We start from the raw sequence: 22,799 nt of genomic DNA, 5'->3' as shown, positions 1-22,799 counted from the left end.
CTACTTCAGGGCGGCTTGAGCCTGCTGGACGGCTTTCGTCCAGGCCTGCTCGACGGTGTCGGTGCGTTCTTCGATCCGGCCGAGAGCGCGGCCGAACTCCGGCCGGACGTCGGCGTCGCGCAGGCCGCGGTAGTTCGGGTGCAGCTGATCGGCCGAAGCGGCGAAGATCCGGCCGATCGGCGCGTCCCCGAAATACGCGTCCGTGTGCGCGACGACCTGCGGATCCTCGTACACCGCCGGCTCGCTGGGCAGGATTCCGTCGGAGAGGAAGAGCTTCTTCTGCTGTTCCGGGGCGGTCAGCCAGCGGGCGAGCTCGTACGCCTCCTTCTGGTGTTCACCCTGCTTCGGCACGGTCAGGAACGACCCGCCCTGGTTGCCGCTCTTGCCGGGCACGGTCGTGACGTCCCACTTGCCGCGGTTGGCGTCGCCGCCGGCTTCCTTGATCTGGCTGAGCATCCACGCGGGACAGGCGACGGTGGCGAAGGAGCCCTGCTTGATCGCCACGTTCCACGCCTGGGTGAACGTGGTCGCCGCCGCGGTCTGTCCCTTCGCGGCGAGGCCGCCGGAGAGGAAGAAAGCTGCGCGCACGCTCGGGTTGCGGTCGGCGATGAAGGAGTCGTCGCGCTGGGAGAAGTAGTTCTCCGGCGACTGGTTGAGCATCGCCGTGTAGACGGTGCCCGCGGAGTCGGCGAACTTGACGTTCGGCGTCTTGCTCGTGAACCGTTCGGCGGTGGCGGCGTAGGCCTCCCAGTCGGGCATCAGCTTCGCGACCTCGTCGCGGTCGGCAGGCAGGCCCGCGGCCTGGAACAGGTCACGCCGGTAGCAGAGGGCGAGGCTGCCCATGTCCGTGCCGAGGCCCAGCACGAAGGCACCGTCGGTGCCCTGCGCCCACTTCCACGGCACCCACTGCTTCTCGAGCTCACGGGCCCCGTAGCCGGCGAGGTCGGCGAACTTGTCCTTCGCCTTCCGGTACTGCGGTATGTACTGCTCTTCGATCGCGACGACGTCGGCGGCGCCGTGGCCGGTGGCCAGCTGCGTCGCGAGCCCCTTGTGGTGGGTGTCGAAGTCGGTGACGCGGTTCTGCACCGTGATGTCCGGGTGCAGCTTCTCGTACTCCGCGATCAGGGGCGCGTAGCCGAACTCACCGAAGGTCGCGATGGTGAGCTTGGTCTTGTCCCCGGCGTCACCCGGACTGCAGGCGGCGAGCGGGATCAGCGCGGCGACCACGATGGCGGTGCGGCGGACGATCGTTCGCAACAGGCTTCCTCAGATCACACCGGCCCGCACGGCGTAGGCGACCGCGTGCGGCCGGTTGCGCAGGTTGAGCCGGTTGGTCATGGCGTAGATGACGTTTTTCACGGTCCGCTCCGAGTAGCAGAGCTTGCCCGCGATCTCGGCAGTGTCCCAGCCTTCGGCCATCAGGCGAAGCACATCCACCTCGCGCGGCGTGAGTGCCGCCCCGCCGCGCTCGTCGGCCAGCGCCGCCACCTGCGCACGCAGGGACGACGAGCGGCCCCGCGCCGCGGCGAGCACGTTCGCGGTGAGCCGGTCGAGTGCGGTCCGCGGCAGCACGGCGGAAACGTGGCAGTCGGCGAGCAGGCCGACGTGCGCGGGGTCGACGTGCCCGGCCACCAGCACGATCGCGGCCGGCGACTCGGCGGACGCGGCCCGCAGCGCGGCGACGGCCTCGCGGTCGACCTCCCCGACGGCGAACACCAGCACCGCCGCCTCGCCCCGGCGGGCACGCGGCAGGACCAGCAGCTCCGGGCGGGACTTCAGGTGGTTGATCAGCCCGGTCAACGCAATCGGGTCGGACGCCCACGCCGCCACTCGCACCTGGTCCATCGAACCCTCCTCCGCCCACGACGATCCCTGACTCACCCCAGTCTGCTGAGGACGCCTTCACGAATTCTCTAACGATGGCGGGCCATTCTTCACGGCGTGAAGTTTGGCCGTCGACTACGGTCAAGGGGCACACACTAACGAGTGAAGGGACCGATGAACCGCCGTCGTCTTGCCGCCCTCGGGGTGGCGTTCTCCATCGTGACCGGGTGCCTGCTGGTCGCGGGCCTGCAACCGAGGACCGTGTCCGGATTGGCGGTGCCCCGGACGTCCGATCGGCCGGTTGCCCCGCCGTCGGTTCCGCCGCCCGCCCCCTCCGTGCCCACGTCGAGTCTCACGCGGCCGGGCGACTGCGCGTCGCTGGTGGCCGGACTCGACGTCCGCGCCCAGATCGCGCAGCTGGTGGTCGTGGGCGTCTCCGGCGACAACCCGGCGGCCACGGTGGCCCTGGTGCGTGATCACCAGGTCGGCGGCATCTTCATCGGGGGTAACGCAACAGCGTTGTTGAAAAACCGCTCGCTGGCCGCGGTCCAGGCGGTGGCACGGGTGCCGGTGGCGGTGTCGGTCGACGAGGAAGGCGGCCGCGTCCAGCGCATCGACGACCTCGACGGCGACCTGCCCTCGGCCCGGACGATGGCCAAGACGAAATCCCCGGACGAGGTCCGCGCGCTGGCCGCCGAGCGTGGCCGCCAGCTGCACGCCCGCGGGGTGACGGTGGACTTCGCCCCGGACACCGACGTCACGGACGCCCCGGACGACGACGTCATCGGCGACCGGTCGTTCAGCCCGGACCCGGCCCGGGTGAAGACGTACGCGAAAGCGTTTGCGGCGGGCCTGCGCGACGCGGGTGTGCAGCCGGTGCTGAAGCACTTCCCCGGCCACGGCCACGGCTCGGGCGACTCCCACAAGGGCACGGTCGTCACGCCGCCGCTTTCCCGGCTGCGCGCGCTCGACCTGGTGCCGTACCAGGGCTTGGCCGACTACGGCCCGGTCGCGGTGATGATCGGCCACCTCGACGTGCCGGACCTGACCGGCGGCGTCCCGGCCTCCTTGTCGCCGGCTGCGTACCAGCTGCTGCGCGGCGAGTTCGCGTTCACCGGACCGGTGGTGACCGACGACCTCGGGGCGATGAAGGCGATCACCGCGCAGTACCCGCTGCCGGAAGCGGTGCTGAAGGCCCTGCAGGCCGGCGCGGACCAGGCGTTGTGGTCGTCCGGGGGCCGGGTGGACCAGGTGCTGGACCGGCTGGTGAAGGCCGTGCAGAGCGGCGAGCTGCCGATGCCGCGGGTGCAGGAGTCGGTCACGCGGGTGCTGCGGGGCAAGGGGCTTTGCTGAATTCCCTCGGCGTCCGGCTTGACCCCGCCCCTGGGGGAGGGTTCGACGATGGTTCGCATGACCGAGAACGCACTGCACACCATCGAAGCCCGGATCCGCGACGAGATCGCCACTCACTGCGAAGCCGACCACATTCCCGGGTTCGTCGCCGGCGTCCACCACGCGGGTGAACAGGTCGTCTTCGCCCACGGCACCGCGAACGTCACCACCGCGGCCCCGATGCGCAATGACACCGGGTTCCTCTTCGGCTCGGTGACCAAGGTGCTGACCACCACGCTGGTCCTCCAGCAGGTCGAACGGGAGTGCCTGGACCTGGACGCACCGGTCGCGAAGTACCTCCCGGGATTCGCCCTGCGCACACCCGGCGCGGCGGACCGGATCCTCGTCCGGCACCTCATCTCGCACACCAACGGCATCGACGCGGACCTCTGCTTCCCCGACGCCTCGGGCCGCGACGCCCTCAAGGTGTACGTCGAGGGCCTGGCCGACGGATGCGGCACCCTGTTCGAGCCCGGCGAGCAGCTCAGCTACTCCAACGGCGGCATGATCGTCGCGGGCCGGTTGCTGGAAGTGGTGACCGGCGTGAGCTTCCCGGAGCTGCTGGCCCGTGACGTCTACTCGCCCGCCGGCATGCACGACTCCGGTACGTCGGCGGCCCAGGCCATCCTGCGCAGTACCGCGATCGGCCACTTCCCGGATCCCGCCACGGCGACGGCCCGGCCGACGGACATGTTCATGCTGCCCGATACCTGGGGACCGGCCGGCGGCACGCCGATCGGCACCGTCGCCGACCTGCTCGCGTTCGGGCGCACCCACCTCGCGGGCGGGGTGTCGCCCGACGGCACCCGTGTTCTCTCGGCCGAGTCGGTCGCGCTGATGCAGCGGGTCTCGCACGACATGGCCACACCGAACGTTCCGCCGATGGGCCTGGGCTGGGTCCGGTACCCCTTCGGCGACACAACCGTGCTGGCCATGTCGGGCGCGTCGCCCGGCGGGGTGGCCATCCTGTGCGTCCTGCCTGAGCACGATCTGGTCTTCACCGCCTACGGCAACAGTCCCGGGGCGATCGTGCTGCAGGACCGGATCCTGCTCCTGCGCGAACACCTCGGGGTTCCGGTGCCGGCCGTGCTCACCGAACCGGAGCCGGACGTCGACCTCGCCCCCTACGTCGGCACCTACCGCTCCGACCAGCTCCGCATCGACGTCAGCGTCGTCGACGGCCGGCTTGAAGAGCGCACGACCTACGAGCCGGCGGACGAGTCTCAGGAACGGATTTTCACGGCGTTCGCCGGCGGTGCGACGTCGGCTCCGCCGCAGCGCTACGTGCCGATCCGGCCTGGCCTCTTCGCGCCCGAGGGATATCCGCCGGAGACGTTCGACGGCTACCTCCGCCTCCTGCTCGTCTCCTACCACGACGTCCGCGACGGCCGGGCCCGCTTCCGCAACGGCGGCGGCCGCCTGACCCGGCGGGCCTGACCGGTTCCTCGGAAGGGTGCCACCGTGATCACGATCGGCCGGCTCGCGGACTACGCCGGAGTGACCGTCAAAACCGTGCGGCACTACCACGAGCGCGGCCTGCTCGCCGAGCCCGGTCGCGACTCGTCCGGCTACCGGCGCTACACCGCCCAGCACGCGATCGACCTGGTCAAGATCCGGACGCTGGCCGCCGCGGGAGTGCCGCTGGCCCGCATCAAGGACCTGCTCGAAGCCGATGAGGACACGCTGGCGGCCGCCATCGCCGAAATCGACGACGGCATCGAGGCACGCATCGCGCAGCTGCGGCGGGCCCGCGACCAGCTCGCCCAGCTGCGCGGCGGCGACCGGCTCTTCGTTTCGCCGGAAGTCGCCGCCTACCTGGACGATCTGCGCGAGCTCGACGTCAGCGAACGCCACCTGCGCCTGGAACGCGACGGCTGGGTCCTCATGCAGACGGCCTCGCCCGAGGACGCCGCCCGGTGGATCACCGAGAAGCGGGATCTGTTGGCGGAGACCGAATTTCGCACCCTCGTCCTCGAGCATGACGCCGCTTACGACTGGCCGCCGGATGATCCGCGCCTTCCCGGGCTCGCGGAGCGGACCAGGGACTGGTTCGCCGAGCGGCCGGAATCCGGTGCGGTCGGCAACCCGGCCATCGCGCGGCTGGCCGCACAGTCCTTGCCCTGCGGGTCTTCGCCGGCCTGGGATCGTCTTGCCCGGCTGATGGAAGAGCGGTGAAGCTTCGGACGTTTTCGGTGGCATGGAAGGAATCGTCGTAGTCACACCAACGACGGTACCGAACACGAGTTCGAATGGCACCACTGAATCGGGTGAACATCGGCGAGTAATTCGTGGCTGGTTTTCCTTGCAGGACAAGGGAAGCAGCAGCGAGGCTACATGAGAAGCCCCCGATTTCCACGCTACCGGTTGCCACCGACAAAAACGGGAAACCGAACGTGGCTAGACTTCCCGGCGACGGCACCCGGAACCAAGGAGCGGCATGGCGGACTTAGGCGGCACCTTCACCCTCGGCGGCGAACTTTCCGTGACGCGCATGGGTTACGGCGCCATGCAGCTGGCCGGGCCCGGGGTCTGGGGGCCGCCGAAGGATCGCGGCACCGCCGTCGCCGTTCTGCGGGAGGCCGTCGAGCGGGGGGTCACCCACCTCGACACCAGTGACTACTACGGCCCCCACACCGTGAACGCCCTGATCAAGGAAGCCCTGCACCCCTACCCGGAATCACTCGTCATCGTGACGAAGGTGGGGGCGCGGCGGAGCGCGGACAAGGGCTGGCCGCCCGCGCTGTCGGCCGCGGACCTCACCGAGGCCGTGCACGACAACCTGCGGAACCTCGGGGTCGACGCGCTCGACGTCGTCAACCTGCGGCTCAGCAACGCCGCCGGTGACTACCCGGTGCCGATGTCGCTCGCCGAACCCTTCGGGGTGCTCGCCGAGCTGCGGGAGCAGGGGCTGATCCGGCACCTCGGCGTCAGTCACGTCAGCGCCGAGCAGCTCGACGAAGCGAAGGCGATCGCGCCCGTCGTCTGCGTGCAGAACCAGTACAACCTGGCCCACCGCGAAAACGACGCCCTCGTCGACAAGTGCGCCGCCGAGGGGGTCGCCTTCGTGCCCTACTTCCCGCTCGGCGGGTTCAGCCCGCTGCAGTCGGGGCTGCTCGACGACTGCGCCGCGCGGGTCGGCGCCACGCCGATGCAGGTCGCGCTCGCCTGGCTGCTGCAGCGGTCGCCGTCGATGCTGCTGATCCCCGGGACGTCGTCGCCCGCGCACCTGCGGGAGAACCTCGCCGCCGCCGACCTCGAACTGCCCGGCGACGTTCTCGCCGATCTGGACCGGATCGGCGCCCGCTGATCGCTACGCTGAGCGCTCGACAGGCACGAGGACGGAGAAGCACGTGGCGGAGTGGGCCGATCTGGTCGCTTACATCAGGCACTCGTACCGGGTGGTGCGCGACGAGCCCGACGAGATCCGCATCCGCCTCGTGTTCGGCGACGACCCCGACACCGAACACCGCGCCCAGATCGTCGTGATCGCCCGCGAGATCCTCGACCAGCGCGAGGACTGGGTGCAGATCGCCACGCCGTTCGCCCGGCACGACGAGGTCGACCTCCTCGCGGTGCTGACCGAGATCGGCGACGCGATCGTGGTGGGCGGCCTCGCGGTGATGGGCGAACACGTCGTGCTCCGCCACTCGCTGCCGCTGGTCAACCTCGACATCAACGAGTTCACCGACCCCCTCGAACTGGTCGCCGGCGCGGCGGAACTGCTCGAGCAGCAGTTCACCGGCCGCGACGACTACTGAGCAGCCGGAGCTCCACCACCCGGCTCCCCCAAGGACCGAAAGCGGCGCCTTCACGTGATGCGAACTGGAGGTCCCTCCTCCGGATCACTTTCCCTATGAAAGTGATGACTGAGCGGAACCACGGCCACCGCGGCGGCCACGGTCAGCGCGGCTCCCAGGCCGAGCGCCGCGGCCGCCGTGCCGGTGCCGAGGTAGGCCCCGCCGAGGAGGGCGACGCCGAGGGTGCCGCCGAGCGGCTGCACGGCGTTGAGCAGCCCGGCGGCCGAGCCCGTCTCGTGCGGCCGGACCCGGTGCAGGGCGGCGGTGAAGAACGGCACCGTGAACGTCCCCATCCCGAGCCCGCACAGCGCCAGCGCCCACGGGTACGCGCCCACCCCGCCCGCCGTCATGGCGAGGACCCCCGTCAGGAGGAGGGCCGGCCCGGCGAACATCACGCGAGGGCCGAACCTCGGGACCAGCCAGGCGCCGGCGCAGTACGACGACACCGCGAGTCCCGCCGAGAGGGGCAGCAACGTCAGGCCCGCGGTGCGGACGTCGGCACCCAGCCCGAGCTGCAGCTGCATCGGGACCACCTGCATCAGGCCCGTCATCACCGCGAAGAACAGCAGCGACCCGCCGAGGGCCGCCGGGAACCCGCGGTGGGCGAACAGGCTCGGCTCGACCAGCGGTGCGGCCGCGCGGCGCTGCTGCATGCCGAACACGACCAGCAGCGCGGCCCCGGCCGCGAGCAGCCACCAGTTCGTCCCGGCGGGATCGATCAGCGGGTAGACGAGCAGCCCGGCGCCCGCGACGACGAGCGCGGTGCCGGCGAGGTCGAGCCGGGGCCGGGTGGTGGCCCGGTCTTCCCGCAGCAGCCGCGCGGCGAAGAGCACCGCGAGCCCGAGCGGGACGTTCACGAGGAACGCCGCCCGCCACGAGATCGCCTGCGTCAGCAGCCCGCCGAGCAGCGGCCCGGTGACCGCGGACAGCCCCATCACCGGGCCGATGCTGCCCAGTGCCTTCGCGAGTTCGCCGTCGTCGAAGAGAGCGCGGATCAGGCCGATGGTCTGCGGGATGATCAGCGCGGCCGCCGCGCCCTGAACCGCGCGGGCCCCGATCAGCAGCCCGGCGTCCGGGGCGGCCGCGCAGGCCAGCGACGCGAGCACGAAGCCCGCCACGCCGAGCTTGAACACCTTGGCCCGGCCGAGGATGTCGCCGAGCCGTCCGCCGGTGACGAGGAAGGCGGCGAACGGCAGCGTGTAGGCCGCGCTGAACCACGGGATGGCGGCGGCCGGACCGGGGAGTTCGGCGTGGATGGCGGGGCCGGCGACCTGCACGATCGTGGCGTCGAGCAGGTTCATCGCCTCGGCGACGAGCAGTACGGCCAGTGCGGCCCAGCGCCGCCGGTAACGCGTCAGGGTGGGCAACGGGGTGTCCTTTCGTCCGGCGCCCACCCTCGCTTCTGCGCTCTCGTTGTTCCAGCCACCCTCGTTTCTTGGCGGATTTTTTCCGTTTCTTCGGTTTGAATGAGGGATATGACCACTCTGGACGCCGTCGACCGCGCGTTGATCCATGCGCTGCACATCGACGCGCGGGCGCCGTTCACGAAGATCGGGGACGTCCTCGGCGTCTCGACGCAGACGGTGGCGCGGCGCTACCGCCGTCTCCGCGCCGAAGCGTCGCTTCGCGTCGTCGGCCTGCCGGACCCCCAGCGGGCCGGGCAGGCCGAGTGGATGGTCCGCCTGACGGCGACCCCGCACACGGCACAGGACCTCGCCCAGGCGCTGGCGCGCCGCGCGGACACGGCGTGGATCAAGCTGATGTCGGGCGGCACGGAGATCTGCGTGAACGTGCACACGCCGGCCGCGAGCGACCACGCGTTGCTGCTGCGGGACATCCCGCGCACGGCGAGCATCACGGCGGTCTCGGCGCACCAGCTCCTGCACCGCTACTTCGGCGGCCCGACGGCGTGGCTCGGCCGGGCCAACGCCCTCGACGCGGCGCAGATCGCGGCGCTGACCCCGGAGCACACCGGCCAGGCAAGCCTCTGACCAGCGAAGACGACGCCCTGATGACCGCTCTCCAGCGCGACGGCCGCGCGGGCCTTGCCGAGCTGGCCGCGGCCACCGGCTGGTCCGCGGCGACCGTCGCCCGGCGCTTGGCCGACCTCCAGGCGGGCGGAACGGTGTTCTTCGACCTGGAGATCGACCCGGCCCCGCTCGGCGCGACCACGCAGGCGCTGCTGTGGATGGCGGTGGCGCCGGCCCGGCTGGACCGGGTGGCCCGGACGCTGGCGACCCACCCGGAGCTGGCGCTGGTCGCGGCGACGACGGGCCCGGCGAACCTGGTGGCCCAGGCGCTGTGCCCGGACGCGGCCGCGCTGCACCACTACCTGACGCACCGGCTGGGCGCACTGGACGCCATCCGCACCCTGGAGACGGCGCCCGTGCTGCGGACCGTCAAGGCGGCTGCCTCGCGCTGACAGGCCGCCGGCGGCTCCCGCGCACGTCAGGCCGGGACCGAGCCCCGTCCGGCCGGTTCCGGAATCGTCCTAATTGGACTTCACCTCGACCAGGTGGTCGAGCATGCCGCGGACGGCTTCGAACTCACGGACCTCCTGGCGGCAGTCCGGGCACGCCGAGAGGTGCCGCTCCACCCGTGCCGCCTCGGCGGCGTCGAGCAACCCCAGGCTGTACGCCCCGAGGTCGGTCCGGTCGTACCGGCCCATGGATCGCATCTCCGTTCCGCGTCCCCGAGGAACGCCCGCACTATCCGATGCCTCCAGAGTCCTGAGATGGACGCGTCACTGGCGAAGTTCCGCGAATTTCTACCCGAACGGCCGACAACTTCGGAGGGCGAACAGCCCATGTGAGTGAAAGCGGTGGTTACACAGTTCACCCGTCCGAACACGGAAAGCTTTTGTGGCACGAACTTCGGCGATTCGGCGTCATGGCTACCCGGCTCACTCGTCGGACTGGCGTCGGACCGGGATTTCCCGGGTCCGGCCTTGGCGAGAAGGCAATCCGAAACGAGGAGAGCGATGACCGTACGGAGCCACCGGGCGGACGACGTCGTGGACGAGGTCGGGGTGTGGCTGGCCGGGGAGTTCGCGGGGCGGCTCCCCGCCTCGGAGATCGATCGCGTCGTCCGGACGACGCGGATCGACCTCGAAGAGAGCATCGCGCCGGAGGAGCTCGGGGAGATGCTCCACCGGCTGGGCCGGGCCCGGCTGCAGCGCATCCTGCACCTGGCCCCGGCGGCGCAGGTGAGGATCCCGCAAGCGCGGTGACGTGCCCGGCGGGCCACGCGGCTTCGGCACCGCGTCGCCCGCCCCGCGGCGGGATGGCAGGGACGTTCGCGCACAACCCTTGCCCGTCACCCCCGGCAATCTTGACTGGACTAGACCAATCTGGTCTAGTGACCGGTGTCACGTTCGTCTCGGCCGGATGAGCACACCCACCTTCGACGCCGGGCGCCTGCGCGCCCGGGTTCTGTCGTGGCCGAAGGAGTGAGCGAGTCTTGAGAAGACGCCTTGTCGCGGTCCTGCCCGCTGTCGCCGCCGTTGCCGGGCTCGTGTTCGGCGTCCCCGCCGTCACCGGGAACGCCTCGCAGGCCGCCGCCGCCGCGTGCAGTGCGCCGAACTGGGTGGCGGGCCAGTGGTACGACGTCGGCGCCATCGTGCGCTACACCAACGGCGGCTACTACCGGGCCAAGAACGCCAACCCGGGCTACGACCCCGTCATCAGCACCTGGTACTGGGAGCCCTACGGCTGCGGTGGCGGCACCGATCCCGGCAACCCGGGTGCGTTCGTGGTGAGCGAAGCCCAGTTCAACCAGATCTTCCCGGGGCGGAACCCCTTCTACACCTACAGCGGCCTCACCGCGGCGCTGTCGGCCTACCCCGGCTTCGCGAACACCGGCAGCGACACCGTGAAGAAGCAGGAAGCCGCCGCGTTCCTCGCGAACGTCAACCACGAAACCGGCGGGCTCGTCCACATCGTCGAGCAGAACACCGCCAACTACCCGCACTACTGCGACTGGAGCCGGCCCTACGGCTGCCCGGCCGGCCAGTCCGCGTACTACGGCCGCGGGCCGATCCAGCTGAGCTGGAACTTCAACTACAAGGCCGCCGGTGACGCGCTCGGCATCGACCTGCTCGGCAACCCCTGGCAGGTCGAACTGAACTCGGCCGTCGCCTGGAAGACCGGGCTCTGGTACTGGAACACCCAGAGCGGCCCCGGCACCACGACCCCGCACAACGCGATGGTCAACGGCCGCGGTTTCGGGGAGACCATCCGCAGCATCAACGGCTCGATCGAATGCAACGGCGGCAACCCCGCCCAGGTCGAGAGCCGGGTCTCGAAATACCGCCAGATCACGTCGATCCTCGGCGTCGACCCCGGCGCGAACCTGTACTGCTGAGCCGGGCGGGCGGGGTACGCCCCGCCCGCTCCCTCAGCCGGCCAGCCGGTCCGCGAGCAGCCGGATGACCGCCGCGGCGTGGTCGTTCAGGTAGAAGTGGCCGCCCGGGTACGTCTTCAGCTCGAAGCCCGCCGACGTCCGCTCGGCCCACTGCCGGGCTTCGGCGTCGGTGACCTTCGGGTCCTGGTCGCCGATCAACGCCACGATCGGGCAGCCGACGTCGGGGCCGGGCCGGTAGTGGTAGAGCTCCGCGGCCTTGTAGTCGCTGCGCAGCGCGGGCAGCACCAGGCTGCGGATGTCCTCGTCGTCCAGCACCGCCGTGCCGGTGCCGCCGAGCCCCTTGACCTCGGCCAGCAGTCCTTCGTCGTCCCGTTCGTGGATCCGCTCGTCGCGGCGCGCCGACGGCGCGCGGCGGCCCGAGACGAACAGGGTGAGCAGCCGCGTGCCCCGCGCTTCGAGCCGCCGCGCGACCTCGAAGGCCAGGCTGGCGCCCATGCTGTGGCCGAAGAACGCCACCGGCCCGGTGATCTCCGGGGCCAGCACGTCCGCCAGCCGGTCGGCGAGCACGAACAGGTCGTCGACCGGGGCTTCGGCGTGCCGGTCCTGCCGGCCCGGGTACTGCACGGCGAGCACCTCCACCGCGGGCGCCAGCGCGGCCGAGACCGGGTGGAAGTAGCTCGCCGATCCCCCGGCGTGCGGGAAGCACACGAGCCGCGCCGCGGCGGACGGCGCCGGGTGGAAGCGCCGGACCCACTCCGCGGCGCCGAGCGAAATCGTCATGGCCCCCAATCTGGCAGGCCGCCGGGCCGCCGTCGACCCCTAACGTGCGCAGACTTGGGCTGGAAGCGACCCCGGGATCACCCCGCCCGCCACAGCGCCGGGACGGCCGGGGGTTCCCAGCCGGGCTGGGCGGTGTGGGCCTGCAGGCAGCCGTAACCACGGCCGTCGTAGGTGACCCGGGCACCCGCCGGGTACGCGGTGCCCACCGCCCAGGACGTGCCACCCGGCGGTGTGGACGAGGTCGGCGTCGGCCGCGTCGACGGCGGCGTCTGCGGGACGTCGAGCACGAAGTCGAAGGCACCTTCCTTCGCGGAGCCGTTGTCCCGCACGGTCATCAGCAGCCGCGCGTCGAAGATCGTGTCGGTGTTGTTGCGCGGCTCGCCCGGGAAGTAGAGCTGCGTGGTCAGGACCGGCCTGCCGGGCGCCTGCACCTTCACGTGGATGTGCCGGGTCCGGCCCGGGTAGAGGCCCGGCACGATCGTGGACAGCGTGAACGCGCCCTGGGCGTTGGTGTACTGGTGCCCGCGGAAGGTGTAGCCGGTGTTGTCGTAGGCGCCGTTGACGTCCGCCTGCCAGAAGTCCAGCAGCGCGCGGTTCACCGGCAGGCAGGCGCGGCCGAAGACGTACCCGGTCACGGTCAGCCGGGTACCCGGCTGACCGGGCGTGACGAGGTTGGTCCGTTCCGGTGAGTTCGGCTTGAAGTAGGGCCCTTCGGTCTGCTGCGGCGTCGGATCGTCGTCGTCGTGGCAGGCCGGGGTCAGCTCCGGTGCCGGGCCGCCGACGGCGTTCGCGCGGGCGAGCGCCGGGCCGCCGATCAGCGCGACCGGCGCGGCGACACCCGCGGCGAGCGCGGCCTTGAGCACGGTCTTGCGGCTGAGCTTGTTCTCTTCGTCCATGCCTGGCTCCTCGTGGGGGCGGTTCGGGGATCCCCTCGAACGTAGGCACGCACCGGGCGGGCGGCGATGGACTGGACCGGTCAGTCGTGGTGCTTCTCCCCGGAACGCCGGAAGTCACCGGGGCTCAGCCCGGTTTCACGGCGGAAGAACCGGCAGAAGTAGGCCGGGTCGGCGAACCCGACGCGGCCGGCGACCTGCCGCACGGTGAGGTCCGTCCGGAGCAGGAACCGTTGTGCCTCCCGGGTCCTGGCCTCGCGCAGCAGCTGCGCGGCGGTGCGGCCGGTCGCGGCCTTCACCGCCTCGGTGAGGTGGCCGGGGGTGACGCCGAGGCGTTCGGCGTGCGCGCGCACCGACCACGGCCCCGGTCCGGGGCGGCCGGCGAGCCGGACGAACTCCGCCGCCACCGCACCGGCGGGCGCGGGCGACGGCGTGCCCAGCAGCCGCCCCGCCCGCACGACCAGGACGTGGACCAGCGCCCGCAGCACCGACTCCGTGCCCGCACCGCCGCGGCGGTGCTCCTCCTCCAGGTCGGCGATCAGCCGGGTGACGCCCGCGTCGGCGTGCTCGTCCAGGTGCAGCCACGGCCGTTCGCTCAGCCGCCGCAGCAGCTCGCCATCGGCCGGGTGGTCGAGGAGGAAGTCGTCGGTGAACAGCACGACGTGCCCGGCGAGGCCCCGGACGCCCGCCCACTGGTGCACCTGCCCGGGCGCGATCACGCCGAAGTGCGGCGGCCGCAGCGGCCAGCGCGCGGTGTCGACGACGTGCGCGCCGGTACCGCCGGTGACGTGGACCAGCTCGTGGAAGGTGTGCCGGTGCGGGAAATCCGCGCGGGACAGCGGCCCGATCGCGTCGAAGGTGCCGACGGCGAACGGGAGCGCGTGCGGCGCGGGCACCTCCAAGCGGTGCATCGGCAGCTCGCCGGGGCGGGGCGGCGGGCAGGGCGTCCCCGGCGGAACGGTCGTACCACGCATGGCCGAAAAGCCTAGACCAACCCGGCGGCGATTCGCCGGTTTTGCCCCGATGATCGCAATCCGATCGTCGGGTACCGGACGACGAACGGGGCCGGTCCACTGTGGACCGGCCCCGTTCGGTGGTACTGCGTTACCGCGTCACGCGCGGCTGCGGCGCCGGTTCAGCAGCAGCATCAGCGCGCCGCCGCCGAGCAGCAGGCCGCCGATGGCGAACGGAACCGCGGCGTCGACACCGGTGTTGGCCAGGTCGCCGCCACCGGAGGGCGCACCACCCGGGGTGGTGGTCGGCGCCGGGCTGGTGGCCGGGGCACCCGCCTCGGTCCAGCTCGCGGCCGCGTTCGCCGTCACCTGGGTCTTCTCCGAGTCGGCGACGATCAGCGACTGCGCCGGCTGCCGCGCGTAGTTCTCCGCGACGAACAGGCGACCGGTTTCCAGCTCGCCGGTGACCTTCAGCGCGAACGAGCCCTTGCCCGGCTTGGTGCCGGCCGGGACGTCGACGAACAGCTTGCTGCCGTCCTTGACGTCGGCGGTCTTCAGCTCCTTGCCGTCGGCGTCGGTGACCTTGACCCCCTCGGGCAGCTCGGTGGTCAGCGACGTGACGTCACCGGAGGTGGCGACCTCGAACGGGCCGATCTTGTCGCCGGCCTTGCCCTCGGTCTTCGGCCCCGCGATGTTCAGGGTCGGCTTCGGCTGCGCGCCGATGCCCTTGTTCTGGTCGCCGATCAGGTAGCTGTACAGCGCGGCGACGTCGGCGTTGACTTCGGCCGGGTTGGCCTCGGCCAGCGGCTTCTTGAGGTCGAGGTTCACGCCGTCGCTGAAGTGCCACACCGCGGCCTGCGTCGCGGCGATCGCCTCCTGCTCGGAGACGCCGTCGTGGACCTTGACACCCTGCTTGCCGAGGGCGGCTTCCAGCGCGTCGAGCTTGATGCCCGGGTAGCCGTGGTGCAGCACCCAGTTGAGCTTGTCGCTGTTCTTCGTGAACGGCGAGTCGGCGACCGGGTACTTGTTCCACGGCCGCTCGATCATGTCGACGTCGGTGCGCATGTCGACGGTGATCTGCACGCAGTAGAGCTTGAGCGACTTGCCGTCCGAGAGCTTGAACCCGAACAGCTTGGCGATGGGGTCACCGCCGCCTTCGAGGTTGATCCGGTAGCCGACCGTGGACGCGTCCTCGATGACCCGGCCGCGCGCGGCGCCGTCGTCCGCGAGGGCCGCGGGGGCGCCGGCCATGACCGCGGCGGCCGCGGCGAGCACCGCGATCCCGCCACGCACGAAAGCTGACCTGACCTGCATAAATCTCCTATCCGAGCCCGAACCACGCCGTTAGGGCCGCGTGAGATCACAATCCCCGACCACGGCGGCCACTGATTCGGGTGAGTGATCACCCGGTCAAGCGATATCGGAGCATACACAGACCTCACAAGCGCTACGCACGGTGCCCCCATAACCACGATTCCGCTCGAAAAGCCCCTGAATGGGCCGCAGATATCAGTCGCCGAAATACCCGCCGAACAGGATTTCGGCGATCTTCGTGGTGGTCTCTTTGCCGGTCGCTTCACCGCCGGAGATCACCCGGGTGTCGTTCATCAGGGCCAGGGTGTACCGCTCGTCCGGGCCGGCGAAGCCGACGGAGTTCATGATCCAGGAACCGTCGTCGTTGTCGTCGGACCAGCCGTTCTTGTTACCGGGCCGCGCGGCGGGCCCGGCACCCCACACGCCCCACTGCTGGTTGACGTCGACGGCACGCAGCTCGCGGACGAGGTGATCGCGGTGCCGCGCGGGCAGGCGGGTCAGGACGTACCCGATCAGCCGGTCCAGGTCGTTCGCGGTGGTGCGGATCCAGCCCCAGTGGTGCGGGTGCCGGTCGCTGAACCGCATGTCGGTCAGCCCGTACGCGGGGAAGCGCCGGGCGAATTCGGCCTCGCCGCCGTAGCGGTTCCACAGCGCGTGGGCGGCATCGTTGTCGCTGGAGTGGAGCATCCGGTGCAGGAGGTCGCGGTCCTCGGCGGTCAGCTTGACGGCGCCGGAGTCCTCCCGCAGCAGCAGGTCGACGGCCATGGCGAGCTTCGGGGTGGAGCACGCCCAGATCAGGGTGCCGGCGGCCGGGCTGCGGTGGACGGCGCCGGTCCGGCGGTCCCGGAGCACGATCCCGGTGACCCCGGGCCGGCTGCCGGCGTAGGCCTGCGCCCGGGTGATCCGCGCCCGCAGGTCCGGGCCGAAGGGATCGCCACCTCGCAGCTCACCGCCTCGCGGATCACCGCCTCGCGGCTCGCCCCGGCCGCCGGCACCCGGCGCCAAGGCGAAGGCGGCCAGCAGCGCGACGAGCAGGAGCTTGCCCATGGAGGTCCCCCGGGTGACGGCGAGCGGGTGCTTGCACCCTGCAGACTCGCACGGCCGGCGGGGGTGCGGCGACCACCGTCGCTCACCGCACCCCGCCGCTCACCGCATCTCGCCTGGGCGGCGCCTCGCGGGGAGCACCACAAGCGCCCCAATGTGGCCTTCGGTGCGTTGAACGCACCCAAGGCCACATTGGGTGCGTTCAACGCAACCAAGGCCACATTGGGTGCGTTCAACGCAACCAAGGCCACATTGGGGCGCTTGGTCCGGAGCCGGGAACCGCCGGTGCTCACCGCACCCGGCGCTTACCGCACCGCGCAACTCACCGCCGGGATCGCTCCCGTGCCGCTTCCGCTCGCCAGGAACCCGAACGTCGCCGACGCACCCGTGCCGAGCGTTCCGTTCCAGTCCGCGTTACGGGCGGTCACCGCCGCTCCGTCCTGGGTCACCGTGGCGTTCCAGGCCTGGCTGATGCGCTGGTCCGCCGCGAGACCGAACGTTGCCGTCCACGCCGAGGCCGTCGCCGACGCGTCGTTGCGGATGCTGACCTCGGCCTGGAAGCCGCCGGTCCACTGGCCCGTCACCCGGTAGGTTGCCGTGCACGTGCCCGTCGGCGGCGACGTGGTCGTGGTCGTCGTCGATGACGGCGGGACCGGGGTGCCGAGGGCCGCCGCGAGGGCCGGGTACCAGCGGTCGGCCATCTTGCGGAAGCCCGGATCGATCGGGTGCACCCCGTCCGAGGTATCCGCCGCCGCCGAGAAGCCCGTCCACTGGTCCACCACGGTGATCGGGGACCGCGTGGTCGTCTTCGCCGCCGCCCAGCCCGGGATCGCGGTGTTCAGCGCGACCACCCGCTGGGCGCAGGCCGCACACCCGCCGGGCTCCATCGGGATGAGCTGCGCGACGAGGATCTTCATGTCCGGGTTGCTCGCCCGCATCTGGTCGACCAGCTTCGAGTACGCGGCGAGGATCGCGTCGGTGCCGATCGTGCCGCCCCAGAGGTCGTTGGTGCCCAGGTGCATCAGCACGACGTCGGGGCGGGACGCGGCCAGCCACGCCGGCAGCTGGTTCTGGTCCGCGATCCCGGTCGCCGCGTAGCCGCCGTGGCCCTCGTGGTCCCCGTCGAACGGCACCGAGCACCCACCGCCGGGCTGGGAGCCCACGAAGTCGATGTTCGGGTACCCGGTCCGCTGCAGGCGGTCCCACAGCAGTGCCCGCCAGCAGCCCGGGCCGGCGGTGATCGAGTCGCCCAGCGGCATGATCCGCACCGGCGCGGCCGCCGAGACCGCCGGCTGGGCCAGTGCGAGGCCCAGCACGGCGACGACGACCGCGATCAGCGCGTACACCCGCTTCGGCATCACGGGTTGACCGTCAGGAGGTGGGCCCGGAAGCCCTCGCCGTAGGTCTTGGTCGGCGTGCCGTTGTAGTCCTCGATCAGCACGTTGCCGCCGCTGCAGCCCCACGGGTTCCACGTCCAGGCCGTGTACCCGAGATTGTGCGCGTCCAGCCAGGCCATCACCTGGTCGATGTAGTCGTGGGCGCAGCTGTTCTGGCCGATTTCCCCGGCGTGCACCGGGACCTGGGCCGCGACCGCCCCGATCTGACTGTCCCAGCAGGACACCGTGACGCAGGCGTTGAAGTTGTAGCTGTGCCACGACGCGACCAGGTTGCCCGCCGGGTCCGTCGGCCGGTGGGCCAGCCACTGCGTGAGGTCGTTCGTCCACGTCAGGCCGGCGGTCATCACGACGTTCTCGGCGCCGGTCGCGCGGACGGCGTCGAGGAGTTCCTGCATCCCGGCGACGGGGTAATCGATCCCCGTGCAGGTGCCGCCGTCACGCAGGCACCGCCACGCCGCGGCCGCGTCGGACCAGTTGGCGGCCGCGTCCGGGTAGGGCTCGTTGAACAGGTCGAACACCACGGCGTTGTCGCCCTTGAACGCGGCGGCGACCTGGCTCCAGAACGTCGGCGTGTACTGACGGCTGGGCATCGGCTTCTGGCAGGTGGCGTTGACGTCGGTGCAGGCGGAAGAGGTTCCGGTGTACAGGCCGTGGGTCCAGTGCAGGTCCAGGATCGGGTTGATCCCGTTGGCTTTCAGGAGCTTCGCGTAGTCCTTGACGGCCTGCTGGTAGGGAGCGCCGCTGGGCGAGCCGGACAGGCCGAGCCAGCAGTCCTCGTTCAGCGGGATCCGCACCGCGTGGATGTTCCAGGCCTTCATCGCGTCGACCGACGCCTGGTCGACCGGGCCGCTGTCCCACATGCCCTTGCCCTGCACGCACGCGAACTCGCCGCTGGCCCGGTTGACGCCGAGCAGCCGGTAGGGCTTCCCCTCGGCGGTGAGCAGCTTGTTGCCCGAGACGTGCAACGCGGGCGCCGCACCGGGCGGCGGTGGCGTCGTCGTGGTGGTCGTCGGGGTCGTGGTCGTCGGCTTGGTGATGGGGGTGGTCGCCGTGGTCGGCGGCGTTCCGGTGCAGGTGGCGCCGTTGACCGCGAAGTCGGTGGGCGTGGTGTTGGTGCCGCTGTAGGAGAAGTTCGCGCCGGTGCTGACGGAACCGCCGACCGGGATGGTGCCGTTCCAGCTCGCGTTGGTCACGGTGACCTGCTTGCCGGACTGCGTCCACGTGCCCATCCAGCCCTGCTGGAGGGTCTGGTTCCCGGCGTAGGAGTAGGTCAGCGTCCAGCCGTCGACCGCCGCGGAGCCGAGGTTGGCGATCCCGACGTTGAGGCTGAAACCGCTTCCCCAGTCGTTGGCCGAGTAGGTGACGCGGCAGGCGAACGCGGCGCTCGTCTCACGCGCGGACGACACCGCCGTCGTCGAGGTGACGACCCCGGCGGCGACCGCGAGCCCCGCGACCGCAAGCACGGCAGGACGTTTTCCGGCTCTTCCCCACATCGGCACTCCCTTGTGCACACTGGCGGCGGAAGCGTCTGGGAGCGTTCCCAGAAGCTTTCACACCGTCGCTTCCCGGACCCGCGGTTGTCAATCACCAACGCCCGTAAAGCGGCTGATTCAGGCGAACAGCGTCCGCCGGATTCCACCAACGAACGCAGCCGCCTCCCCCGGCCGGAGTCCGGCCCCGCCACGACTCAAGCAGCGAGCCACGTTCGGCGGCGGAACAACGGATCAACGGCCGGTCGGGTATTCGGCAAGGATTTCGCCGAGAACGCGATGGGCTTCCTCGGCCTCCTCGCCCGTCCGGGCCGCGGAAACGAGCGTCTTCCAAAGGGCCCAGCCGCGGCCGCGCGCCCAGGTTTCGTCGTCGACGGACAGGCGCTCGCGGAACGCCCGCCGCCCCTCGGCGGTCAGCAGCGTCCAGGCGATGGCCGTGTCACAGGCCGGGTCGCCGACCCCGCAGGTCCCGAAGTCGATGACGGCGGTCAGTGCCCCGCCGTCGAGCAGGAGGTTGCCGGCCGCGACGTCACCGTGGAACCAGACGTCCCGGCCGTCCCAGCGTGCGGCCAGCGCGGTCGTCCAGATCTCGCGGGCCAGGCCGGCGTCGATCCGGCCGTCCAGCGCCGCGAGCGCACGCTCGGCCGACGGCTCGTAGGTGCGCAGGGTGGCACCCCGGAACCAGTTGTGCTTGCCCGGCCGCGGCCCGCCGGCCGCCTCGACGTCCTGCAGGGCGGCCAGGAACCCGGCCAGGTCGACGGCGAAGCGAACGGGGTCGGCGATCCGGTCCGGGCTCGCGGTTTCGCCGTCGAGCCAGGAGTGGATCGACCACGGGAAGGGATAGCCCGCGCCGGGTTTCCCCTGCGCCAGCGGGACCGGGACGGGCAACGGCAACCGGGAGGCGAGCACCGGAAGCCACCGCTGTTCCTTCTCGACCGCCAAGGCGTATTCGGCCGCGCTGGGCAGCCGCGCCACCATTCCGTCGCCGACGTGGAAGGTGAAGTTGTCCCACCCGCCGTGGGACACGGGCCGGACCGGGAGGCCGGCCCACCGCGGGAACTGCTCGCCGATCAGCCGGCGCACCAGTGCCACGCCGACGGTGCGTCGCCGGGGCACGGGACCGAGGTCCGGGACGTCGTCCAAGGCGGCTTCCTCCACTTGATCAGGGGAAACGAGCATATGCCCGCGATATCCCACCCTGCCTACGCTTCGGCTGGTGACCAGGCGCCCCGGGCTCAGCGCCCGGCTGAAACTGACCATCAGCTACGCCGCGTTCCTCATGCTCGCCGGCGCGGTCATGCTCGCCGTCGTGCGGGTGTCGCTGCTGCGTTACGTTCCCGACAACGACCAGGGCCTGCTCGGGATCGCCCCGAACCGGTACCTCCTCGTGCGCGTGTTCGCGCCCTCCGCGGCCACCGCACTCGGCTTCCTGCTGGTGTTCGGCGTCCTCGGCGGCTGGCTCCTGGCCGGCCGGATGCTCGCCCCGCTCACCAAGATCGCGGACGCCGCCCGGCTGGCCGCGCACGGGTCGCTGACCCACCGCATCCGCCTGACCGGCCCCTCCGACGAATTCCGCGAGCTCGCCGACGTCTTCGACACGATGCTCGAACGACTCGAATCGCAGGTCGGCGAGCAGCAGCGGTTCGCCGCGAACGCCTCTCACGAGCTGCGCACCCCGCTGGCCATTTCGCAGGCCATCCTCGACGTCGCGGGCAAGGACCCGACCTACCCCAGGGACGAGCTCGTCGAGCGGCTCCGCACGGTCAACACGCGGGCGATCGACCTCACCGAAGCCCTCCTGCTGCTCAGCCGCAGCGACCGGCGGCACTTCACCCGCGAGCCCGTCGACCTCTCCCTCATCGCCGAGGAAGCCGCCGAAACGCTGCTGCCGCTCGCCGAGCGGCGCCGGATCACCCTCGACGTCACCGGGGAGCCGGTCCACGCGACCGGCTCCGCGGCCCTGCTCCTGCGCATGGTGACGAACCTCGTCCAGAACGCGATCGTCCACAACGTCCCGGGCGGCACGGTCACCGTCCACACCGAACGACGGCGCTACACGAGCGCGTTGCGGGTCGAGAACACCGGCCGGCCGCTGCCGCCGGAGCTGGTCCCGACCCTGACCGAGCCCTTCCAGCGCGGGACCGGCCGCACCCGCACCGACGAGCACGACGGCGTCGGCCTCGGACTGGCGATCGTGCACAGCATCGTCCGCGCCCACGACGGGATGCTCGAACTTCAGCCCCGCCCGGCCGGCGGCCTCCTCGTCACGGTCCGGCTCCCCACCCGCCGGTAGGGGCTCGCCGCCCGCATCGACGGCCGTGATCCAGCTCTCCCCCGGAACATCTGACGCGTCAGGCGTGTTCGGCTAAGGTAGTTGAAAAATCAACTAATACTCCTCGAAGGAGCTTGTCGTGCGATCTCCCCGCAAGGCGGTCCTCGCGGTCCTCACCGCGAGCGTGCTGGCGGCCAGTGGCGCCACCGCGGCCGCCGCCCCCGCCGCGAACGACACCGGCAACCGCGAAGAAACGCAGCTGCAGAAGCTCTACCAGCAGGCTGTCGCCGAAGGCGGTGACCTGGTCGTCTACGCCGGTGGTGACAAGCCCGGCCAGGCCGACTACCTGCGGGACGCCTTCGTCGAGAAGTTCCCGAAGATCAAGGCGAACGTCATCGTGGACTTCAGCAAGAACCACGACGCCCGCGTCGACGACCAGGTCGCCGAGGGCAAGGTCGTCGCCGACGTCGTGCACCTGCAGACCATCGACGACTTCCCGCGCTGGAAGCGCGAAGGCGTTCTCGAGCCGTACAAGCCGGCCGGCTGGGACAAGGTCTACAACCAGGTCAAGGACCGCGACGGCTACTACACCGGCGTCTTCTTCTTCGCCTTCTCGAACGTCACGGCGACGTCGCTCGGCAGCAACGCCCCGGTGGAGGCCGCGGACTTCCTCAAGCCGGAGTTCAAGGACAAGCTCGTCTTCACCTACCCGAACGACGACGACGCCGTCCTCTACTACTTCAAGCAGCTCACCGACAAGTACGGCTTCGGCTACCTGCAGAAGCTGCTCGCGCAGCACCCGAAGTTCGTCCGCGGCACCCAGGACTCCGCGGACCTCGTGGGCACCGCCCCGTACGTCGCGAGCTTCGGCACGTCAGGCGGACGCCCGGGCCTGGCGCAGCAGACCTACCCGGCGCAGAGCCCGTGGGTGGCCTGGCCGCAGACAGCGGGGATCCTCAAGCAGGCACCGCACAAGGCCGCGGCGAAGCTGTACCTGAGCTGGCTGCTGTCCCGCGACACGCAGCAGAACGACATCGGCACCTGGAGCGCCCGCACCGACGTCGCCCCGCCCGCCGGCGCCAAGAACATCTTCGGCTACCCGAACATGAACCCGCTCGGTCTCGGCACCTTCATGAGCGACCGCACCGCCCTCGACCGCTACAAGGCACGCATCACGCTGTACGTCGGTGACGTCCAGGGCGTCAACCCCGCCGACCCCGACGGCAAGCTCGGCCGTTACCCCGTCGACGAGAACGGCACCCAGGGAGCCTGACGATCCGG

Annotated in this window: 21 protein-coding genes and 1 pseudogene; 10 read left to right on the top strand and 12 right to left on the bottom strand. The window is 71.2% G+C overall.

Features of this window, described 5'->3' with window-relative positions; all coding sequences use genetic code 11:
* Entirely contained in the window at positions 1 to 1,257 is a 1,257-nt protein-coding gene (locus ACLJQE_RS23195) for an extracellular solute-binding protein (protein ID WP_410641406.1), read from the bottom strand.
* A 9-nt stretch (positions 1,258 to 1,266) separates the two neighbouring features.
* Positions 1,267 to 1,845, bottom strand: a complete 579-nt coding sequence (locus ACLJQE_RS23190) for a response regulator transcription factor (RefSeq protein WP_410641405.1) — start codon at positions 1,843 to 1,845, stop codon at positions 1,267 to 1,269.
* A gap of 153 nt (positions 1,846 to 1,998) precedes the next feature.
* Here ACLJQE_RS23190 and ACLJQE_RS23185 point away from each other — a divergent pair, with 153 nt between their 5' ends.
* From ACLJQE_RS23185 to ACLJQE_RS23165, 5 genes are all read left to right on the top strand, one after another.
* Positions 1,999 to 3,177, top strand: coding sequence for a glycoside hydrolase family 3 N-terminal domain-containing protein (locus ACLJQE_RS23185; protein ID WP_410641404.1), 1,179 nt, complete (start codon positions 1,999 to 2,001; stop codon positions 3,175 to 3,177).
* 57 nt (positions 3,178 to 3,234) lie between these two features.
* Positions 3,235 to 4,653 (top strand): serine hydrolase domain-containing protein, encoded by a 1,419-nt coding sequence (locus ACLJQE_RS23180; RefSeq protein ID WP_410641403.1) that lies wholly within the window; start codon positions 3,235 to 3,237, stop codon positions 4,651 to 4,653.
* Between the two features lie 24 nt (positions 4,654 to 4,677).
* Positions 4,678 to 5,391, top strand: coding sequence for a MerR family transcriptional regulator (locus tag ACLJQE_RS23175; RefSeq protein WP_410641402.1), 714 nt, complete (start codon positions 4,678 to 4,680; stop codon positions 5,389 to 5,391).
* 262 nt (positions 5,392 to 5,653) lie between these two features.
* On the top strand, positions 5,654 to 6,523 hold the full coding sequence (locus ACLJQE_RS23170; RefSeq protein WP_410641401.1) for an oxidoreductase: 870 nt from the start codon (positions 5,654 to 5,656) through the stop codon (positions 6,521 to 6,523).
* 43 nt (positions 6,524 to 6,566) lie between these two features.
* On the top strand, positions 6,567 to 6,974 hold the full coding sequence (locus ACLJQE_RS23165; protein ID WP_410641400.1) for a hypothetical protein: 408 nt from the start codon (positions 6,567 to 6,569) through the stop codon (positions 6,972 to 6,974).
* 50 nt (positions 6,975 to 7,024) lie between these two features.
* Here ACLJQE_RS23165 and ACLJQE_RS23160 read toward each other — a convergent pair whose 3' ends face one another.
* Positions 7,025 to 8,380, bottom strand: coding sequence for an MFS transporter (locus tag ACLJQE_RS23160; RefSeq protein WP_410641399.1), 1,356 nt, complete (start codon positions 8,378 to 8,380; stop codon positions 7,025 to 7,027).
* Positions 8,381 to 8,488: 108 nt separating this feature from the next.
* Between ACLJQE_RS23160 and ACLJQE_RS23155 the strand changes: the two are divergent.
* Positions 8,489 to 9,435: pseudogene (locus tag ACLJQE_RS23155) on the top strand (Lrp/AsnC family transcriptional regulator).
* Between the two features lie 69 nt (positions 9,436 to 9,504).
* Here ACLJQE_RS23155 and ACLJQE_RS23150 read toward each other — a convergent pair.
* The gene (locus tag ACLJQE_RS23150) at positions 9,505 to 9,681 is read right to left on the bottom strand and encodes a zf-HC2 domain-containing protein (RefSeq protein ID WP_410641398.1); all 177 of its coding nucleotides are present in this window, start codon (positions 9,679 to 9,681) and stop codon (positions 9,505 to 9,507) included.
* A 312-nt stretch (positions 9,682 to 9,993) separates the two neighbouring features.
* Between ACLJQE_RS23150 and ACLJQE_RS23145 the strand changes: the two genes are divergently transcribed.
* Both ACLJQE_RS23145 and ACLJQE_RS23140 read left to right on the top strand, forming a co-directional pair.
* The gene (locus ACLJQE_RS23145; RefSeq protein WP_410641397.1) at positions 9,994 to 10,242 is read left to right on the top strand and encodes a hypothetical protein; all 249 of its coding nucleotides are present in this window, start codon (positions 9,994 to 9,996) and stop codon (positions 10,240 to 10,242) included.
* A 230-nt stretch (positions 10,243 to 10,472) separates the two neighbouring features.
* Entirely contained in the window at positions 10,473 to 11,375 is a 903-nt protein-coding gene (locus ACLJQE_RS23140) for a glycoside hydrolase family 19 protein (RefSeq protein ID WP_410641396.1), read from the top strand.
* 33 nt (positions 11,376 to 11,408) lie between these two features.
* On the opposite strand, the gene ACLJQE_RS23135 is transcribed toward ACLJQE_RS23140, so the two are convergent.
* From ACLJQE_RS23135 to ACLJQE_RS23100, 8 genes are all read right to left on the bottom strand, one after another.
* Positions 11,409 to 12,155 carry a thioesterase II family protein gene (locus tag ACLJQE_RS23135; RefSeq protein ID WP_410641395.1) on the bottom strand — a complete coding sequence of 249 codons (747 nt, stop codon included), beginning with the start codon at positions 12,153 to 12,155 and terminating at the stop codon, positions 11,409 to 11,411.
* Between the two features lie 77 nt (positions 12,156 to 12,232).
* A complete protein-coding gene (locus ACLJQE_RS23130) occupies positions 12,233 to 13,051 on the bottom strand; it encodes a carbohydrate-binding protein (protein ID WP_410641394.1) in 819 nt (272 codons plus the stop codon).
* A gap of 80 nt (positions 13,052 to 13,131) precedes the next feature.
* Positions 13,132 to 13,959 carry an AraC family transcriptional regulator gene (locus ACLJQE_RS23125; RefSeq protein WP_410641528.1) on the bottom strand — a complete coding sequence of 276 codons (828 nt, stop codon included), beginning with the start codon at positions 13,957 to 13,959 and terminating at the stop codon, positions 13,132 to 13,134.
* 201 nt (positions 13,960 to 14,160) lie between these two features.
* On the bottom strand, positions 14,161 to 15,294 hold the full coding sequence (locus ACLJQE_RS23120; protein WP_410641393.1) for a Cys-Gln thioester bond-forming surface protein: 1,134 nt from the start codon (positions 15,292 to 15,294) through the stop codon (positions 14,161 to 14,163).
* A 216-nt stretch (positions 15,295 to 15,510) separates the two neighbouring features.
* Positions 15,511 to 16,362: a serine hydrolase gene (locus ACLJQE_RS23115; protein ID WP_410641392.1), complete on the bottom strand. Its 852-nt coding sequence runs from the start codon at positions 16,360 to 16,362 to the stop codon at positions 15,511 to 15,513.
* A 302-nt stretch (positions 16,363 to 16,664) separates the two neighbouring features.
* Positions 16,665 to 17,717, bottom strand: a complete 1,053-nt coding sequence (locus tag ACLJQE_RS23110; protein ID WP_410641391.1) for a cellulose binding domain-containing protein — start codon at positions 17,715 to 17,717, stop codon at positions 16,665 to 16,667.
* A complete protein-coding gene (locus tag ACLJQE_RS23105) occupies positions 17,717 to 19,219 on the bottom strand; it encodes a cellulase family glycosylhydrolase (protein WP_410641390.1) in 1,503 nt (500 codons plus the stop codon). Before ACLJQE_RS23105 ends, ACLJQE_RS23110 begins: the two co-directional genes overlap by 1 nt.
* Before the next feature lie 261 nt (positions 19,220 to 19,480).
* Positions 19,481 to 20,389 carry an aminoglycoside phosphotransferase family protein gene (locus ACLJQE_RS23100; protein ID WP_410641389.1) on the bottom strand — a complete coding sequence of 303 codons (909 nt, stop codon included), beginning with the start codon at positions 20,387 to 20,389 and terminating at the stop codon, positions 19,481 to 19,483.
* A 73-nt stretch (positions 20,390 to 20,462) separates the two neighbouring features.
* Here ACLJQE_RS23100 and ACLJQE_RS23095 point away from each other — a divergent pair, with 73 nt between their 5' ends.
* A complete protein-coding gene (locus tag ACLJQE_RS23095) occupies positions 20,463 to 21,539 on the top strand; it encodes a sensor histidine kinase (RefSeq protein WP_410641388.1) in 1,077 nt (358 codons plus the stop codon).
* 118 nt (positions 21,540 to 21,657) lie between these two features.
* Positions 21,658 to 22,791 carry an ABC transporter substrate-binding protein gene (locus ACLJQE_RS23090; RefSeq protein WP_410641387.1) on the top strand — a complete coding sequence of 378 codons (1,134 nt, stop codon included), beginning with the start codon at positions 21,658 to 21,660 and terminating at the stop codon, positions 22,789 to 22,791.
* Positions 22,792 to 22,799 lie beyond the last annotated feature (8 nt).

Origin of the sequence: Amycolatopsis sp. lyj-346 (assembly GCF_046548975.1) — a bacterium.
Taxonomy (GTDB): Bacteria; Actinomycetota; Actinomycetes; order Mycobacteriales; family Pseudonocardiaceae; genus Amycolatopsis.
The sequence above is the reverse complement of the archived record's forward strand: the minus strand, read 5'-3'. Positions and strand labels throughout refer to the sequence as shown.

Bases quoted from the DNA above. Each gene is read 5' to 3' on its own strand.
- ACLJQE_RS23190 (WP_410641405.1), bottom strand. From the start codon at position 1,845: ATGGACCAGGTGCGAGTGGCGGCGTGGGCGTCCGACCCGATTGCGTTG.
- ACLJQE_RS23185 (WP_410641404.1), top strand. From the start codon at position 1,999: ATGAACCGCCGTCGTCTTGCCGCCCTCGGGGTGGCGTTCTCCATCGTG.
- ACLJQE_RS23180 (WP_410641403.1), top strand. From the start codon at position 3,235: ATGACCGAGAACGCACTGCACACCATCGAAGCCCGGATCCGCGACGAG.
- ACLJQE_RS23170 (WP_410641401.1), top strand. From the start codon at position 5,654: ATGGCGGACTTAGGCGGCACCTTCACCCTCGGCGGCGAACTTTCCGTG.
- ACLJQE_RS23150 (WP_410641398.1), bottom strand. From the start codon at position 9,681: ATGGGCCGGTACGACCGGACCGACCTCGGGGCGTACAGCCTGGGGTTG.
- ACLJQE_RS23145 (WP_410641397.1), top strand. From the start codon at position 9,994: ATGACCGTACGGAGCCACCGGGCGGACGACGTCGTGGACGAGGTCGGG.
- ACLJQE_RS23135 (WP_410641395.1), bottom strand. From the start codon at position 12,155: ATGACGATTTCGCTCGGCGCCGCGGAGTGGGTCCGGCGCTTCCACCCG.
- ACLJQE_RS23130 (WP_410641394.1), bottom strand. From the start codon at position 13,051: ATGGACGAAGAGAACAAGCTCAGCCGCAAGACCGTGCTCAAGGCCGCG.
- ACLJQE_RS23125 (WP_410641528.1), bottom strand. From the start codon at position 13,959: ATGCACCGCTTGGAGGTGCCCGCGCCGCACGCGCTCCCGTTCGCCGTC.
- ACLJQE_RS23115 (WP_410641392.1), bottom strand. From the start codon at position 16,362: ATGGGCAAGCTCCTGCTCGTCGCGCTGCTGGCCGCCTTCGCCTTGGCG.
- ACLJQE_RS23110 (WP_410641391.1), bottom strand. From the start codon at position 17,717: ATGCCGAAGCGGGTGTACGCGCTGATCGCGGTCGTCGTCGCCGTGCTG.